12 protein-coding genes and 1 tRNA gene are annotated in these 17181 nt (G+C 41.0%); 7 read left to right on the plus strand and 6 right to left on the minus strand.

Annotated elements, in window-relative coordinates; genetic code table 11:
- Positions 1 to 84: 84 nt before the first annotated feature.
- Positions 85 to 160: transfer RNA gene (locus LDL79_RS13175), tRNA-His, on the plus strand.
- Positions 161 to 219: 59 nt separating this feature from the next.
- Here LDL79_RS13175 and LDL79_RS13180 read toward each other — a convergent pair.
- The 4 genes from LDL79_RS13180 to LDL79_RS13195 all read right to left on the minus strand — a co-directional run bounded on the left by LDL79_RS13180 (position 220) and on the right by LDL79_RS13195 (position 3307).
- Positions 220 to 759: a DUF1697 domain-containing protein gene (locus tag LDL79_RS13180; RefSeq protein WP_225598021.1), complete on the minus strand. Its 540-nt coding sequence runs from the start codon at positions 757 to 759 to the stop codon at positions 220 to 222.
- Complete coding sequence (locus LDL79_RS13185; RefSeq protein ID WP_225598022.1) at positions 756 to 1364, minus strand: GNAT family N-acetyltransferase; 609 nt, start codon at positions 1362 to 1364, stop codon at positions 756 to 758. The genes LDL79_RS13180 and LDL79_RS13185 overlap by 4 nt, the downstream gene beginning before the upstream one ends.
- Positions 1365 to 1457: 93 nt before the next feature.
- Positions 1458 to 2504 (minus strand): M28 family metallopeptidase, encoded by a 1047-nt coding sequence (locus LDL79_RS13190; protein WP_225598023.1) that lies wholly within the window; start codon positions 2502 to 2504, stop codon positions 1458 to 1460.
- A 101-nt stretch (positions 2505 to 2605) separates the two neighbouring features.
- Positions 2606 to 3307 (minus strand): HAD family hydrolase, encoded by a 702-nt coding sequence (locus LDL79_RS13195; protein ID WP_225598024.1) that lies wholly within the window; start codon positions 3305 to 3307, stop codon positions 2606 to 2608.
- 167 nt (positions 3308 to 3474) lie between these two features.
- Here LDL79_RS13195 and LDL79_RS13200 point away from each other — a divergent pair, with 167 nt between their 5' ends.
- The gene (locus tag LDL79_RS13200) at positions 3475 to 8754 is read left to right on the plus strand and encodes a DUF7379 domain-containing protein (RefSeq protein ID WP_225598025.1); all 5280 of its coding nucleotides are present in this window, start codon (positions 3475 to 3477) and stop codon (positions 8752 to 8754) included.
- Between the two features lie 30 nt (positions 8755 to 8784).
- On the opposite strand, the gene LDL79_RS13205 is transcribed toward LDL79_RS13200, so the two are convergent.
- A complete protein-coding gene (locus tag LDL79_RS13205) occupies positions 8785 to 9441 on the minus strand; it encodes an endonuclease III domain-containing protein (RefSeq protein ID WP_072979900.1) in 657 nt (218 codons plus the stop codon).
- Positions 9442 to 9530: 89 nt separating this feature from the next.
- Here LDL79_RS13205 and bcp point away from each other — a divergent pair, with 89 nt between their 5' ends.
- The 5 genes from bcp (at position 9531) to LDL79_RS13230 (ending at position 14849) form a co-directional block, all read left to right on the plus strand.
- A complete protein-coding gene (gene bcp / locus LDL79_RS13210; protein WP_167597571.1) occupies positions 9531 to 9986 on the plus strand; it encodes a thioredoxin-dependent thiol peroxidase in 456 nt (151 codons plus the stop codon).
- Between the two features lie 295 nt (positions 9987 to 10281).
- Complete coding sequence (locus LDL79_RS13215; RefSeq protein ID WP_225598026.1) at positions 10282 to 11850, plus strand: PhoX family protein; 1569 nt, start codon at positions 10282 to 10284, stop codon at positions 11848 to 11850.
- A gap of 76 nt (positions 11851 to 11926) precedes the next feature.
- Positions 11927 to 13747 carry a cytochrome-c peroxidase gene (locus LDL79_RS13220; protein ID WP_225598027.1) on the plus strand — a complete coding sequence of 607 codons (1821 nt, stop codon included), beginning with the start codon at positions 11927 to 11929 and terminating at the stop codon, positions 13745 to 13747.
- Positions 13748 to 13822: 75 nt separating this feature from the next.
- Positions 13823 to 14188, plus strand: coding sequence for a hypothetical protein (locus LDL79_RS13225; RefSeq protein ID WP_225598028.1), 366 nt, complete (start codon positions 13823 to 13825; stop codon positions 14186 to 14188).
- A gap of 157 nt (positions 14189 to 14345) precedes the next feature.
- Positions 14346 to 14849 carry a hypothetical protein gene (locus LDL79_RS13230; RefSeq protein ID WP_225598029.1) on the plus strand — a complete coding sequence of 168 codons (504 nt, stop codon included), beginning with the start codon at positions 14346 to 14348 and terminating at the stop codon, positions 14847 to 14849.
- An 84-nt stretch (positions 14850 to 14933) separates the two neighbouring features.
- On the opposite strand, the gene LDL79_RS13235 is transcribed toward LDL79_RS13230, so the two are convergent.
- Positions 14934 to 17180, minus strand: a complete 2247-nt coding sequence (locus LDL79_RS13235; protein WP_225598030.1) for a S9 family peptidase — start codon at positions 17178 to 17180, stop codon at positions 14934 to 14936.
- Position 17181: the final 1 nt, after the last annotated feature.

A 17181-nucleotide genomic window follows, 5' to 3' on the forward strand; every position in this document is an offset into this window, starting at 1 on the left:
TTTTTAAATAAATGTATTGCTCATAATGCGGATTTGCATTACATTTGCACCCGCATAAATCGTTAGCGAAATATGCATTTAAATGGTGGTTGTAGCTCAGTTGGTTAGAGCGCCTGATTGTGGTTCAGGAGGTCGTCGGTTCGAGACCGATCTTCCACCCGAAAGTAAAGATCCTCACAGCAATGTGGGGATTTTTTCGTTTATACTCTCCCTGTACTGTTATTCTGAAAGCGTAATCAACTTCATCACCGTTTTCCAGTTCCGAGTCGTGGCGCTGACTTTAAGTTTTTTCTCAAACAGGGCGTTAGAGAGTTTGGTCTTATGGTATTTCCCGGGAATGTTTAAATAAATGAATGTGTTTTGGAGATGGAATTGATCTGGAGAAAGATCAATTTCTTGTAAGGCTTCGGCAAGCGATTTCTCAGGTTCTTTATTTAAAAAGCTAAGATGTAACTGTGTTAGGGGGGGAGCTTCGGTAACAAACGGATTATTCTTTACAGCGTGTTGAAGCGTTTCTGCTGTCAAGCAAATCACAGGAACTTCAAAACCAAAACGTTCTAAAATGCCATTTTGTATTCTTAGCGCAAGTTCCGCAGTGTTTTCAACAGGACTTTTAAAAATGATATTTCCGCTTTGGATATAGGTCTTAACCTGCTCAAAACCCAGATCTGTCATCATTTGGCGTAGCTCGGCCATTGGGACTTTTCGGTGACCGCCTACGTTTATTCCGCGTAATAATGCAATTTTTGTTGAGCTCATAAGCCTGAATTATAGGTAAGCATTTTGTAGTCTAAATTTTTCTTGACGCCGTGCCATTCTGAATTAGTTATAGAAAACACAACTGTGTCTCTGTAGCTTCCATCTGCATTAATGCGGTGATTGCGCAACACACCATCCTGTTTTGCGCCCAGTCTGGCGATGGCTGTGCGCGATCTAAGATTAAACCAGTCAGTTACTATTTGAACAGCGATACAGTTAAGTTGTTCAAAGGCATAAGCAAGTAATAAGCGTTTGCAGGCGGTATTCACACCGGTGCGCTGAAGACTTTTTGCATACCAGGTGTAACCAATTTCCAGTCGTTTATGCTGCGGTTGCATCCCGTAGAACCGTGTACATCCTATGATTTTTCCGCTTTGCGCATCAATAACGCTAAAAGGATATTCTTCACCTTTTTTTTGTTGTTCAAGCGCAGTTGCGATATACGCATCTATGGTTTCAGCAGAAGGCACCGAAGTGTACCACAACTCCCATAAACTTCCGTCAGATGCTGCGGCGAGCAAGCCATCGCGATGCTCACGTTTCAATGGTACAAGTTTAACTGTGTCATCTTCTAATTCTAACGGATGGGCAATCCATTTTTGCATAACCTGTGGGTTTTGATTCTAGTTATAAAATTACTTCATAAGCATAAAAAAAGCCTCTAATAAGAGGCTTTTGTATCTGATAGTGCTTTGTAATTATGGTGCTTTATCAACGATGATGCGATCTTCGCGATTGGCCAGTTCCCAAGCGGTTAAGAAAACGAGCTGTGCGCGTTTTGCCAGCATTGGGTAATTGATCTTATCTGGTGTGTCAGTCACCTTATGGTAATCCTCGTGGGTTCCGTTAAAATAGAAGATAATAGGTACACCTTGCTTAGCAAAGTTGTAATGATCAGAACGGTAATAAAAACGATTAGGATCATTCTCATCATTGTAAGTATAATCAAGATCGATGTTCATATATTTATTATTCACGGCAGTAGAAATACTATCTAACTGCGAGCTTAACTTATCTGAACCTATTAAATAAATGTAATTTTCGTTGTCTTTGTGTGCATCATCAACACGGCCAATCATATCAATATTTAAGTCAGCCACAGTATTTTCAATAGGGAAAATTGGGTTTTCTGCATAATAGCGCGAACCGTAAAGCCCTTTTTCTTCTCCGGTTACGTGCAAGAAAACAATAGAGCGCTGTGGTCTGTAACCTGCTTCAACAGCTTTATTAAACGCTTCAGCAATCTCCAGAACACCAACTGTTCCAGAACCATCATCATCAGCACCGTTAAATACTTCACCATCATCACGTACCCCTACGTGATCTAAATGTGCAGAAATAACAATATATTCTTCAGGTTTAGTACTTCCTTTTATATAGGCCACTACATTTTCTGAAGCTTTGATCCCGCTTCCGGCTCTGAAAAAACTTTCAGGAACAATCTGAAAATACGAGTCTTCTAGCGCAGATGGAATATCCTGATCGATATAGTAGTCTTTAAGATAAGCTACCGCCTTCTTTTGTCCCGGTTCACCGGTGTTACGACCTTCAAATTCATCTGAAGCATAAACGTAAAGCATTTCTTTTAACTCATCTGCAGTAATACTTTCGGCATACGGCATTGGGTCAACATCGGTAAGGGTGACCTCTTTACCAGAATGATTTGAAGATTCGGTCATTTTTGGGCCGCAATTTACCAGCATAACACTGGCAAGAACGCCGGCCATATAAACAATTTGTTTCATAGGTACTTTTAATTAAAGCGTTAAAAATACGCTTTTAGTAAGGTTGTTTTTATTTAAATGAAAAGATTTTACAACGAGTAGCGCTGATATTTTTAGTTTCTTTAAAACTGAAGGTAAAACGCTCCATCATCTGACTTTGTAAGTTGAATATTTTTATAATCGGTCATAAAGTGTTGAATCTTAGAAATACGCTCAAACTCGTCAGGAGTATGCGTGGTGTTTAAGATCACCGATTGCGCGTTTCCGTTGGCAGCTGCTTGAGCTCCGGTAGGACTGTCTTCAAAGATCATACAGTCTTTAAGATCAACCTGAAGCCGCGCTGCAACCATCTCAAAAACTTGAGGATCCGGTTTGCCGCGATCTACCATATCAGAGTGCACCACGGTCTGAAAATACGGTTCAAGCTTTAGCGCTTCAACGGCAAATTCAGCATTTTCTTTAGGAGCGGCAGTACCAATTCCCATCGGAAGTTTTAGTGCTTTTGCCGTATCTAAAAATTCCTGCAGTCCGGGAAGCATTCTGATTTGATCTGCATAGATCTCGCGATAGGCGGCTTCTTTATCCCAAGCGATCTGTGCGATTTCTTCCGCATTAAAACGGTCACCAAAAAGGCGCTTAATGATCTCGTTGTTCACGCCGTGAATGTCACGCTTTACTTCGTCTAGTGTCATTTCTAGACCTAGCTCTTTGAGTTTCTTTTGCCAAGCGCGATGGTGAATCATCATATTATCGATCATCGTCCCATCCATATCAAAAATGAGTGCTTTGACCGCTATTTTATCTGGGGTTTTGGTGGTTTTCAAAGTTTATATCTTTAGTAATGTGCTTCAAAGATAATGAGAATGAAAGAACTCTTGCTGCTACTGCATTTCCCCCTTTAGTTTAGGGGTGTTTGCCCCTAAATTCAATGGCTAAGTTTTTGGCTATTAGGCTTTTATTACATTTATAATACACTTAAAACTAACGTATTATGATCAAGGCCGTAGTTTACGGGACAGAGAGCGCTCCCCCCCAAAAGCAACTTTCAGGTATTTATGCTGAATTTGAAATTGTAAAAAGTGTCGAACTGGCTAAAAATAGGGCATCGGGCAAAGCGATTCCTTTAGATCTTGATGATGATGCTATCATTCAATTCACTTTTTCAGACGATACCGAATGGATAGGTAATGCGTTAGACGTTCAGGAAATTTACAATACACCTTTGAATACCTCACGCTCTGGTGAGGCATTGGTTTTTGAAGCCAAACTTGTAGAAACGAGTCCGTCTCGCGGAATTGTAAGCGAGGTGATCATTAAAGCGCTGCACCTGCTCAAACCTAAAGCAGCAGCGATCGCCGTTGAGGAAACAGCAGCAGTATTGGCCGAAGCTTATGATAAAAAGGTAATGCCGCAACCCGGTGTTTTTAAGATGGATGCTACATTTCAATATCTGCCTGTTGCTAAAGTTGATAAGCAAACTACACCATATTTACTACTAATTCACGGCACACTTTCTAATACCTTTGCTGCATTTTCTGATTTGCGAATAGGCGCCAATCCCATCTGGGATCAACTGTTGCAAGAATATGCCTCCGGAATTTTAGCCTTAGAGCATCGCACGCTTTCGGTTAGTCCTATTCAGAATGCGATAGACTTTTTAGAGTCGGTAGAAAAAGGGATTGATCTGGATATTTTAAGTCATTCCCGCGGCGGACTCGTTGCTGATATTCTCGCTAAATGCGATCGTCGTAATCAGATTATTGGGTTTAGCGATCTCGAGTTGGGAATGATGCTCAGAGAGGATGACAGCACGCATAAATTGATGGTGAAGCTGAATAAGCTTGCTCAAAAAAAACAAATTCAAATACATAAAGTAATACGCGTTGCTGCGCCGGCAAGCGGGACGACCATCTTATCCAGACGACTAGATCACTTTTTAAATGTAATAATGAACGCAATGGGCCTCGCAATAGGTGCGCAGGCTAATGTGCTGTATTCCACTGTACGCTTGTTTTTGCTAGAGGTGGTTAAACAAAAAGCCAATCCCGAAGCTATGGCGGGTTTGTATAGTATGGTTCCTGATAGTGCATTTCAAAAAATGCTCAATTACTCCGCTAATCCTGTAGAAAGCGATCTTTATGTGATCGCAGGGGATGCAGAGGCAGGTGGATCTTTAGTAGATACGCTTAAAGTGATTTTTGCCAACCTATTTTATTGGAAAGCTAATGATCTGGTGGTAGATTCCAACCGAATGGAGCAAGGTGCACCGCGCTTAAACGGCATCAACTACTTTCTTTCTAAAAATGCAGCAACCAATCACTTTAATTATTTCAGGAATCAAAATACGTGTGATGCTATTCTGCAGGCAGCGATCACGCCACCGGGTGAACTTGCAAATTTCTTTATTAAAAAACGCAACACTTCGGGGAGCAGGGGCGTACTGCTGGGCTTGCTTTCTATGAAAGGTGTGCATTATGAAAAGATTAGCGGAACAAAACCAATCGCCCTGTTACTCCCGGGAATTATGGGATCTAGTCTTGATCATAATGGAAATCCCCAATGGATTGATTTTAGAGAACTGAATCGCGGCGCAATCAAAGATGATTTAAGTATTAAAACCGAAGATGTTTCCGCAAGTGGCGTGATCAAAAAATATTATGATGATTTTGCTCAGCATTTGGGCAAAACACACGATGTGATCACGTTTCCTTTTGATTGGCGGAAAAGTGTAAAATACGCAGCCCAGCTTCTGGCAGAAAAAATAGAGCAGTTGCTCGTTGAGCAAACGCAGCCTATTCAGATCATTGCACATTCTATGGGTGGTCTGGTCGTTAGACAAGTGATGATCGATTTTCCTGAATTGTGGAAAAAGCTCATCAATAAACCTTCAACCAAATTTATCATGTTGGGAACTCCTTGGTTGGGTTCGTATCTAATTATGGAAGTGCTCACAGGGCATAGCAGCAGGGTTAAACAACTCGCGATGATGGACTTTAAAAACACTAAAAGAGATCTGTTGTATGTGTTTAGAGAATACCCCGGGATCTTTGAATTACTCCCCATTGAAAACAATCAAAAGCGAAAATTCTGGGAGACTGATTTTTGGAAAAAGATAAAAGAGGAATGTGATGATGCCATGGTTATTCCACTTAAAAAAGAGCTGGATGCATTTAAGAAATACCGTGAAAAGGTGCTGGATTTTGTGACGAAGATCAAAGAAGAAGATCTAAAAAACGTGTACTATATTGCCGGGCACGCGGAGCAAACCGTTTACGATTATACCTCAAAGTCCAGATTTCTGTCTAAAAAGAAAAAGTTAGTATATCTGGCCACAACGCACGGTGACAGTAGTGTAACTTGGGCAACCGGAATTCCGTCAAGATTGCCGGAAACCAATTTGTACTACACCGAAACTTCGCACGGTGAATTGGCTAATGACCCAAAATTATTTGATGGAATCGTAGAACTCTTACAAGAGGGGAAAACGCAACTCTTGTCTAAAACCAAACCGGTGAGCAGGGCAGGAGAAGTCATTACTGAAATGCACGGCGTGCCACAACCATTTAGCAATCAGCAGGAAGCAGCTGATGCACTTTTCGGGATTACCCCCGTGCCACAAGCAACTGCAATACAACAACCCAAAGTTAAGGTTGAAGTGATCAATGCAGACCTTAAAGTGGCGCGCTACCCGGTGATGGTGGGACATTTTAATAACGACGGCGTGCATAGTGCAGAAAAAGCCCTGAATCGCTGTTTGGGCGGTAGGTTAATGCAGCGGTACGATATGGGGTATTATCCCGGTAAAATAGGAGAGAGTGAAGTGTTTTTTAATCTGAATACAAATCCGCGGGGAGCTATCGTTTGTGGATTGGGCAATACGCAGGAACTCACGCATTACCTGCTGGCAAAAACTACGGAAATGGCGACTTTAAAATACGCCATGTTCATGCGGGATAATTATACACTGGCGCGGGCTAAATCTTTTGCTGAAGGGATCTCGTTCATTTTTATAGGAACCGGCTACGGAAGGTTACAAGTAGAAGATTCGCTCAAAGGAATTTTGTTAGGGGTAAGTAATGCTAATGCCTACATCCGTCAACATCAAGACGGCTTAATGCCCATTACCGAAATTGAGTTGATCAATCATTATGAGTCTTTGTCAAGTCAGGCGTATTGGGGCTTAAGCAGATTACAACACGCAGATAACCGCTTTAGTTTTGAGTTGGTTAAAGGAGTGAAAAGTAAAGAAGGCGCCAAAAAGAAACGAGCATTCATCAGCGATCGTGATGATTGGTGGCATCAATTTAATATTGAAAGTTTGCTCACCAAAGAATGTATCAAAGGGTTTGCATTCAATTCATCAAGCGGTTTGGCGCGTATTGAAGAAGAAGAGGTGCATAACGGGTTAGACCAGGTTGAGGTTCTGCTAGAACGTATGTCGCACAGTGCTGCTTGGGATAAACGCTTGTCAAAGGCGTTGTTTGAGCTGCTTATTCCCAATCGGTTTAAAGATATAATTCGAAATCAAAACAATATTTTACTTAAGTTAGATCTTGAAGCAGCACAATTTCCGTGGGAAATGTTTCACGATTTTGATTCAGATGAAACTCCGGCTGCCGTTAACAGCGGACTCATACGTCAATTACTCACTTCAGAATATGAAAGCCTTCCATTACGAGCTGCTAGCAATTCGGCACTCATTATTGGCGATCCACTTTATAATGAAGAAAATTTGCCGCAGTTGCCGGCAGCAAAAAAGGAAGCTCAGGATGTCAATGCAAAGTTGGAGCAGGCTGCATTTGAAACCTTTTCGCTTATTAATGCAGAACCGGCAGAAATTATGCTGGAGCTCTATACTCGCCCTTATAAGATCCTGCATTTTGCAGGTCACGGTCTTTATGATTTAGCTAACGAGCGTGTAGGGATTGCCATCGGGGATGGTATTTGCATCAATCCCGCAATGATCAAGCAACTGAGTTACGTGCCTGAATTTGTTTTTATCAATTGCTGTTATTCGGGAACTTTAGATGCTAAAGATTCGGCATACACGCAATCCCGATTTAAGCTGGCCGCCAATGTGGGAACGCAGTTGATCAATATGGGAGTTAAAGCCATTGTGATAACCGGTTGGGCAGTAGATGATGCGGCGGCCGCGACCTTTTCTGAACATTTCTACAAGCGCATGCTTATGGGATATGAATTTGGCGAAGCGGTGCAAATGGCGCGTAAAATGTGTTATCAAAATCACGGGCACACCAATACGTGGGGAGCGTATCAATGCTACGGAAATCAGCATTACAAGTTTTTTGACCTCAGTAAAGCACAAGATGACGACTACGATTATGTGTTGAGTTCGCAGGTTTATATTGATCTTGAGAATCTCTATTCAGAAGTAAAGCATAATGCAACTAAAAAGAAGCAAGGTCAAAAGCGCTTGGAAACCATTCTGAACAATGCGGCGAGCAATAATTTGATTGATGGTGTTATTCGTGAAAAAGAGGCCCTTATTTACGATGAATTGAATGAGCCGCTAAAGGCATTAGAGACCTTTGGTGCAGTACTTACGCTGGAAGATGCCAACTTTTCTCTGAAAGTATTAGAGCATTTTTGTTTGTTGCGTTCTCATAATTTTTCAGAAGATGCCGAAAAACGTTTGGCAGAATTAGATCAGGTGAATAAACTCGCTATGATAGGCAAAACCACTTTACGACTGGGTGTGGTAGGTAATGCCTATAAATTTGCTTCGGCCTATGAGCAGCCAAAAAAGCGCGATTTGTACCTCAAATTTGCGCTAGATTATTACACAGAAGCTTTTATGATCAACAGCGATCTTTATGATGGCAACAGTCTGGATGCTTTTTCAAATATGGTGTTTATTGCGTATTTGCTAGAAGGTTATGGCCACGGAAGTCTCAAAGCCCTGTTTGAACGGTTTACGACTAAAGAACCACTGACCTATCTGAGGGATTTTTATAAGCAACTAGATGATGTAGATCCGGAAGATTTAGATATTTCGGTACTTCTCGGGATGACAGAAGTAAGCTTTTGTTTGCTTCTATTAGATAAAGATGAAACTCAAGAAGAGCAGATTTTTGCAGAGATCAATAAGCGTTTTAATGAAACCTTTAGATTGCTTCATAGCGCTCGGCAAATACGTATTGAGATTGCTCAGATTGAATTTTTAACCAAGCATACAGCTATTATTTCCGAGAAAAAAATCAATATTTTAAACAAGATTAAGCGCGCGCTTGAAGAGAAGAATAAAAGCTAGAAAAGAATTTTCAGGTCTGCCAAGAATCGCTCATTTTTTTGACTTATAATATTCTTTTAAAACACTTTTACGGCCTATGGTTGCGGTGATGATATCTTTTTCTAGATCCCAACCTCGGGCCGGACTGTACTGTCGACCATACCATATAATTTGTAGGTGCAGTTCATTCCAAAGATCTTTCGGAAAAAGGCGTTTAGCATCTTTTTCGGTTTGAACTACGTTTTTTCCATTGGTTAAATTCCACCGGTACATCAAACGGTGAATGTGCGTATCTACAGGAAATGCCGGAATGTTAAACGCTTGAGAAACCACTACGCTTGCCGTTTTGTGACCCACGGCGGGGAGCTGCTCTAATGCTTCGATACTTTCAGGAACTTTTCCATCGTATTTATCGATAAGTATATGAGAAAGACCGTGAATACCTTTGGCCTTCATCGGCGATAAACCCACGGGTTTAATGATCTCGCGAATTTCTTCCACAGAGAGTTTGACCATATCATAAGGGTTATCGGCGACTTCAAAAAGAAGCGGCGTGATCTGATTTACCTTGACATCAGTACTCTGCGCACTCATCAAAACTGCGATAAGCAGGGTGTACGGATCTTTATGATCTAACGGAATGGGAATCTGAGGATAAAGTTGCTTTAACGTATCTATAACAAAGGTTACCTTCTCGGCTTTAGTCATTATCTGTAATTTTGAAAACGAAAATACAAAGAAGGGATTTTTTGAAACCTTAAAAAGAATCAATTCTACACATTAAAATATAGAAAATCATGAATATGTTAAAAGAAGGAGATCAAGTACCTGCATTCACCACTAAAGATCAGGATGGAAACGAAGTACAATGGAGCGATTATGCAGACAAAAAAGTTGTTGTGTTTTTCTATCCAAAAGCGTCAACGCCGGGTTGTACTGCCGAAGCTTGCAACTTGAGAGATAATTACAAAGAATTACAAGCAGAAGGCTACGAACTACTAGGCGTGAGTGCAGATTCAGAACGTCGTCAAACCAATTTTAGAAATAAGTATGAGTTTCCTTTTCCGCTTTTAGCAGATGAAGATAAAACCGTGATCAACGCTTTTGGTGTTTGGGGACCAAAAAAGTTTATGGGCAAAGAATATGATGGAATCCATCGTACCACCTTTATCGTAGAAAACGGAACGGTAACCCGGGTTATAGGAAAGGTAAAAACCAAAGACCACGCCGCCCAAATTTTAACCGAAGCGTAAAACGTTTCAAAACATACTATTAGAAATCCGCTCCTGCAGCGGATTTTTTTGCAACCTATTGAAGGTGAATTTTCTATTGGTTTGTATTTAAGGCAACTACCTTGTAATCTTCAATTTTACCCTAAAATGAGCTTCTTAACATAAAGCCTTAGAACAATTTTAAATAGTAATGTTGAGGTAACTTTTTTAACCTTCAATTGATTTAAAATTAATTCAAGCACGATACTGAGTTAACGCCGAAAAATGCTGGTCTAGATAGATTTGTTTCCAACTAAAAATCAAATTTCTATTAAACATGACTACATTAAAAAAACTTTTATTCAACCTTATGATGCTTGCATCTGTGGGTGTGGTATTTATTGCTTGTGAGGGTGAAGATGGCCTTGATGGGGCAGACGGCGTAGATGGCGTTGACGGTACCGATGGTGTTGACGGCCAGGATGGTGAAGATGGAGAAGACTTTACTCCAACCGCTGAGCTTTTTGCAAACAAATCAAGTTTAGAGCCGCTAGTACAAATGTCGCCGGCTTTCAACTTTGTAAAGCCTTATTCGTTGATCAGTACTTCTGATGTGATCGGGGAGACCAATTTTCAAATGGCAGGTTCTGCAGACGGTGCAGGTTTCTTAAAAGATCCTAATAGCGACGGATATATTTATGTAGTTAATAACGAAGATCACTATGCGGTATCTCGTATTTTCTTAGACGAGAACTTGATTCCTGTTAAAGGAGATTACTTATTGAATTCTGGTGTGGCAGATTGGGCACGCCAATGTAGTGCTACAATGTGGGAAGCAGATATTCACGGAGGTAGCGAAGATATTTTCTTATCAGCTTCAGAGAGTTATAGCTATAAAGTAAAAGCGATTGATCCTTATGTAGAGACTCCAACTCCTACTGCAGATTTTGGTCTGGCAGCATTAGGCGAGTTCTCTTGGGAAAACGCGGTTCCGTTACCTAAAGATGCCTATTCCGGAAAAACGGTGATCATAGGTGGAGATGACGATTCTAGCGGTTCTGAAGGCCAAGTTGTTCTGTATTATTCAGAAAATGGCGATGCAGATCTTGAAGGAGGTAAAGTTTATGTTTTAAAACTGAAGCAAATCTCTGACGGAAACGGAGGCGTAATCGCTGCTGAAGAAGGCCAGATCTACAACGAAGGTGATCTTGATTTCAAAGCAACTTATGATGTAGAATTTGTTGAAATTCCTGACGCTGCAAACCTAAGCGCAAGCGAGATGGAAGATGCTTGTATTGAAGTTGGTGCTTCGGCATTTATGCGTGTTGAAGATGTAGATTATCAGAAAGGTTCTGATGCTAACGGTCGCAATGTTTATTTTGCTGTAACCGGTAGAGGTCCCGGAGCAGGAACATATAACGACTGGGGAACCGTTTACAAATTAGAACTTGATGCAGATGCTCCGTTAACCGGAAAGCTTACCCAAGTAGTAAGCGGAAACACAGACACAAACAATATGGACGGGAACCTTGCAAGCTTGCAGAGCCCTGACAACATTTGTGTGACCGAGAACTATGTATACTTTCAAGAAGATCCAAACTCATTCAACAGAAATCATAATTCATACATCTATCAGAGTGATTTAAATGGAGATAATATCGAAGTTGTATTACGCTTACGCGTTGACCAGAACTTAGCTGAAGATCCAGGTGTGGTTTACAATGGAGAGTTTGGTTCTTTGATTGACATTTCAGATAAAATAGGTGTAGACGGTACTTTTGTGCTAGCGCTTCAGCCTCATTACTGGACTGATGATTTCTTCCAAGGATTAGATGGTCACATCATTTCTGGACGTGAAAACAGACAAGGTTCTCAAGTAATTTTATTACAAGGCTTACCAAGATAACAACCAACCATTATAGTCTTTAAACCTCCACAAATTCTTGTGGAGGTTTTGTCATAAATACATATTACCTGTTTCTATGAAATTACTTACCCGACTCGGCCTGATTGTTTTACTGTGTTTTTCGGCTTGTAAAAACGATAAGAAGGCTGACGAAACGCTTACCGCTTTAGTAGATTGGCAACCTACTCAGGAATATTATAAAATGCATTTAGCCGAAGCGATGCAGTACTTAGATTCTTTAGCGGTCACCCCCGCTGAAAGCGCTAAGGCCAAAATCTATTTTAGTAAAGCTCGTGTAGCTTTTAAAAAAGCCGAACCCTACGCGTCGTACATCAATCCTGTGGTAGGGCATCGCGCTAATGGTCCGGCATTGCCATTTTTAACAGATGATTCTCAAAAGGTTTTGGAGCCCGTGGGACTTCAAAAAATTGAAGAATCTATTTATGAGGGAATTGAGAACGAAACTGCTTATCAAAAAGAACTGCGTCTTACCAAAGGTTTACTAGAAATTTTAAAAGGAAGTATTGCGGAGCGCGAACTCAACGCTGAACGGTTTTTTATCGCAACACATCAACAGTTGATGCGTATGGTGAGTCTTGCGATCGCTGGTTTTGATACACCCGTGAGCGGACTAGGTTTAGGAGAAACTCAAGAGTCCTTGCAAAGTCTCAGAGATGTTTATGCATTGAGCATACAAGAGCGTGTAAAAGCTGCTGATGCACAGTTGGATCTTCAATTTCAAGATCAGGTTGAGCAGGCTATTGCGTTTATTGCGACCAATAAAGATTTTGCAACTTTTGATCGCTACACATTTATACGGGAATATTTTAATCCCATTACGCGCAGTTGGGTGGCGATACGCAAAGCTTCAGACGTTTGGGAGCCGGTGACTAATAAACCCTATAATTTTGATGCACCTACCTTTTTTGAAGAGGATTCTTTTAATGTGGAATATTTCAGAGAGATCACAAATCGTAATCCTTCCGAAGCACAAATCGCATTAGGAAAGCGTCTGTTTTTTGACAAAAATCTTTCAAAAGGAAAAGATATGGCTTGTGTTACTTGCCACGATCCCAAACTAGCCTACACAGATGGGAAGGTGACCAATATGAATAATACCGGTTCTCCGTTAAAACGGAATTCTCCCACCTTGATCAACTCGGTTTTTCAACGTGCATTTTTCTGGGATGGCAGAGCCGAAACCTTGCTTGCTCAGATTTCAGGGGTATTTACCAATAAAGAAGAATTCAACAGTACCGTACACGAATTTTCTGAAGAAGTGTTAACCGATTCCACCTATTACGAAGCTTTCAAAGAAGTATTCGGTACGCGCAGAAGTTGGACTAACGACGAAACCATCAAAGCACTTTCGGCATACATCAGTACGCTTAATGGTTTCAGTTCAAAGTTCGATAAAAATATGCGTGGAGAAGAAAACACATTTACTCCTGAAGAAAAACAGGGGTTAAACTTATTTATGGGAAAAGCGCTTTGTGCTACCTGTCATTTTATGCCGCTCACTAGTGGGACAGTGCCTCCCTTTTTTACCGATACTGAAAAGGAAGTAATTGGTGTTCCGGAAACTGCTGCAAATAAAGAGCTTGACGACGATCTGGGCTTTTACTTTATGTACGAAGAGCCCATACAATTGGGAATGTTTAAGACGCCAACCGTGCGTAACGCGGCACTTACCGCGCCTTATATGCATAACGGTGTGTATGAAAGTTTAGAAGAAGTTATTGACTTTTATAATAAAGGCGGCGGTGGTGGCCTTGGCTTTGATCTGCCGCATCAAACACTACCATTTGACAATCTCGAACTCACCGCCGAAGAACAGCAAGCCTTGGTAGCTTTTTTAAAAACCCTCTCTGATGTACCCGAAGAGGTCGTTTATTAAGCGTTTGGGATTTCATTAAATTATTTAAATTTTAGCAGCAACTTAACAGGTTGCTGCTTTACCTTTGTGCCTAATATGAAGGCATTTGTAAAATCTGTTTTTCTCTTCTTGCTGCTCCTTTTGGGAGCTGGAGAGTTTTCTTATGGAGTTACTCCGGCAGATACTTTTGAGCCAGCTGTGCCGGGAGAACACCGTGCATCTGTTCAAGAGGGCAATGACAAGGCGGTTGCAGTCGAGCAACTTTTGCTTACTGCTCCTGAAGTTTCTCTGCATCAGCAAAAGGATCATTCTCTTAATGGGTCTGATTTTTGGGCAGGTCTTACTTCAGAGTCTACTGCACTACTTACGACACTCAACCTTCAGTATTTGACGCTGTGTGAGCTTATAACACCTTCGCTCAGTCGGCTAGATCTCATTTTTCCTTTTCATTTATTTCCGTAAAGAGTTTTAATTTTTTGACTTTAAAAGTCGGGCTTATCCTTTTAAGCTTCGGCTTAGATGCGCTTTAAGCATCAAATGTATTCGGCATCGCTAAAGGTGTTAATACGCAGTCCCGATAGCTATTGGGACGCTAAAAAATTAAACAATTCTTTATCTTATGAAATTAAATATGATTTTGGTTTTTGCCGTTGTGGTGGGAGCCGTAGCAGTACCTTATATTCTTTTTATCCTTTTTGGATCAAACACTAAAAAACTCAGTACTTTTTTTAAAACCGAAGCAACAAAACAAAACCTCGCTTTTGATAAAACAGAGCAGTGGGCTTCGCGAATCATTGGTATTGATCTTAAAAATAATGTGCTATTTTACGCACAGTTAGTACAAGAGCAAATCGTGCACAAAGCGATTGATCTTTCTACAATTTCTCGCGTGAATCTTCTTGAGGATCTACAAACTAAACGCATTGACGGAAAAGTAAGTAGCACTTTAGAGAATCTTACATTAGAACTGATACCACAAAACAGTGGAGCGCCAATACTTCTAAATTTTTACGACTCGCTTATAGATTCAGCTCAGAATTTTGAGATGAAGCGTGCAAGTACCTGGAAGTGTGATATTCAAAACGCATTAACCGCAAAGCAAGCTGCTGTTGTAGCTGCTTAATTTTGTCTTTTACCCCTTAATTGACAAAAAAACCTCGGCTGAGAAGCCGAGGTTTTATTTTTTAACAAAATAGCTTCTTGAAGCTTATTTTTTGTTGTGTTCAAAAAGGTAATTGGTGAGCAAGGTGTATAAATGTTTTCGGGTATTCATTCCCTCATAAATACCGTGGGAGCGGTTAGGATACGCCATCATCGTAAATTGCTTGTTTTGTTTGATGAGTTCATTTACTAGATACTCCATATTTTGGTAATGCACGTTATCGTCGCCGGTACCGTGAACCACCAATAGATTGCCTTCTAAATTCTTAGCATAGGTTACCGGAGAACCTTCAATAAAATCTTCAAGATTTTCCTGCGGAAGTCCCATATAACGCTCTTGATATACATTATCATAAAACAGCTGATTGGCCACTGCGGCTACCGCAATTCCGGTTTGATAAATTTCAGGATAGCGGAATAACAGATTTAACGTCATTGAGCCACCGCCGCTCCAGCCCCAGACTGAAACCCGATCTACATCAAGAAAACTCCATTTTTTTAATAAAGCTTTAGTCGCCATCGCCTGATCACGCGAATTCACCACACCAACCTTTCGGTAGATCGATTTACGCCATGCGCTACCTTTTAAAGAAGGTGTGCCGCGGTTATCCATATTGATGATCACAAAGCCTTGCTGCGCTAAAAAGATATCGTACAAACCAATGAAATTGTCGGTGGCCATTTGTCCCCAAGGTTCGCCATATACATGAAAAAGCACAGGGTATTCTTGAGATTCATCAAAACCTACAGGCTTGGTGATTCTACCTTCAACCAGAATACCGTCTTCGGTTTCTACTTGAAAAAATTCGGTTTTAGGAAGCGCCAAGCTGCTTAGTTTCTCTTTTAAACCGGCATTGTCAACCAAGACTTTGATGGTCTTGTGATTAGGCAGACTTATCAAGCGTACGGTCGTTGGTTCATCAACACTCGTGTGCGAATGAATCGCATACTTTCCGTTGGGTGCGATTTGATAGGTATTGATACCTTCAAATTCGTCTGGCGTAAGGCATTTGGGAGTGCCTTTTCCTTTTAATGAAGTCGAGAATAAATAACGCTGCGCAGGATCTTTCGGCGAAGCCGAAAAGAATACCTCCTTGTTTGTTGCGGTATAAAAAGCCGCCACATCGTAGTCGCCCGGAGTTAATAGTTTACGCTCGCCGGTTTCTAAACTTACTTTGTAAATATGCCGCCACGCATCATTTTCGGTCATTCTTAAAAACTCAGACTTATCTGGTGTTAGAAGTAAATCATTTTTACCCCATTGGTTGGCAGAAACATCGGGGTAATCAAGATCTACCCAGGTTTCTTCGGTTTCGGTATATACTTCTTTTAGAGCTTCTGAAGAAGGTACATATGTGTAGATCTTCAGCGTATTTTGCTTGCGATTCAACTGCTGAATCAACAAAAGATCTTCATCAATCCACTGTAAAGCGGGCAAATAATGCTGAATAGGATCACCGGGAACAGGAATCCAAGTAGTCTCTTGAGTTTTAGTATTTACAATGCCCACTTTAGTCGAAGAAGGATCATAACCCACTTTGGGGTACTGCAACGGAATTGGCTTAGCATACACAGAATCAGTGGTGTTGATCATATAAAACGTTCCGATTTCTGATGCATCAAGCTGCCAATAGGCGATGTGTTTTCCGTCAGGATTCCATCTAAAACCATCACGCGCCCCAAACTCTTCTTCATAGACCCAGTCAAAAGTTCCGTTGATGATATCGCCCGTTCCGTCTGTCGTAAGCTGGGTTACTTCGCCGGTTTTAAAGTTCTCTTCATAAAGATTGAAACCCGAAACATAGGCTACGTTTTCATTAGAGTCAGAAAACTTGGCAAACATCAACGAGGACGAAGGAAGCGCCGCACCCAATTGCTTTAAAGCTTTGGTATCTAAATCATAAACCCAATAATCTCCTTTAGTGTTCGAGCGCCACACCCGACTGGTATTAGTGAAAATGAGCACTTTGCTTTCATCATTAGAAAGACTGAAATCAGCAATTTGAAGCGCTTGATCTTCACCCGAAGGGGTTAGTACTTCCGCGCTTAAAAAGATCTCTTGAGCATTTGATTTACTTTCATACTTGATGAGTTGGTCTTGGCCGTCTCCGGTTTGTTCGATGGTGACAAAGGCGTCTCCATCGTTGATCCAACTTATTGCTCGGGCGCTCTCGCCGCGAAATTCAGAGGAATAAATTCGATCTAATGTTAATTGAGAGGCGTCTTGAGCATTTGCTGTACTATTTACTGCGATAGTAAACAAGCAAAGCAGGCCTAGTTTTATGGCTTTCATA

Source organism: Leeuwenhoekiella palythoae, from assembly GCF_020310025.1.
Taxonomy (GTDB): domain Bacteria; phylum Bacteroidota; class Bacteroidia; order Flavobacteriales; family Flavobacteriaceae; genus Leeuwenhoekiella; species Leeuwenhoekiella palythoae.

Coding starts and splice junctions, on each gene's coding strand:
- LDL79_RS13180 (WP_225598021.1), bottom strand. CDS start 759: ATGAGCTCAACAAAAATTGCATTATTACGCGGAATAAACGTAGGCGGT.
- LDL79_RS13185 (WP_225598022.1), bottom strand. CDS start 1,364: ATGCAAAAATGGATTGCCCATCCGTTAGAATTAGAAGATGACACAGTT.
- LDL79_RS13190 (WP_225598023.1), bottom strand. CDS start 2,504: ATGAAACAAATTGTTTATATGGCCGGCGTTCTTGCCAGTGTTATGCTG.
- LDL79_RS13200 (WP_225598025.1), top strand. CDS start 3,475: ATGATCAAGGCCGTAGTTTACGGGACAGAGAGCGCTCCCCCCCAAAAG.
- LDL79_RS13205 (WP_072979900.1), bottom strand. CDS start 9,441: ATGACTAAAGCCGAGAAGGTAACCTTTGTTATAGATACGTTAAAGCAA.
- bcp (WP_167597571.1), top strand. CDS start 9,531: ATGAATATGTTAAAAGAAGGAGATCAAGTACCTGCATTCACCACTAAA.
- LDL79_RS13215 (WP_225598026.1), top strand. CDS start 10,282: ATGACTACATTAAAAAAACTTTTATTCAACCTTATGATGCTTGCATCT.
- LDL79_RS13220 (WP_225598027.1), top strand. CDS start 11,927: ATGAAATTACTTACCCGACTCGGCCTGATTGTTTTACTGTGTTTTTCG.
- LDL79_RS13225 (WP_225598028.1), top strand. CDS start 13,823: ATGAAGGCATTTGTAAAATCTGTTTTTCTCTTCTTGCTGCTCCTTTTG.
- LDL79_RS13230 (WP_225598029.1), top strand. CDS start 14,346: ATGAAATTAAATATGATTTTGGTTTTTGCCGTTGTGGTGGGAGCCGTA.
- LDL79_RS13235 (WP_225598030.1), bottom strand. CDS start 17,180: ATGAAAGCCATAAAACTAGGCCTGCTTTGCTTGTTTACTATCGCAGTA.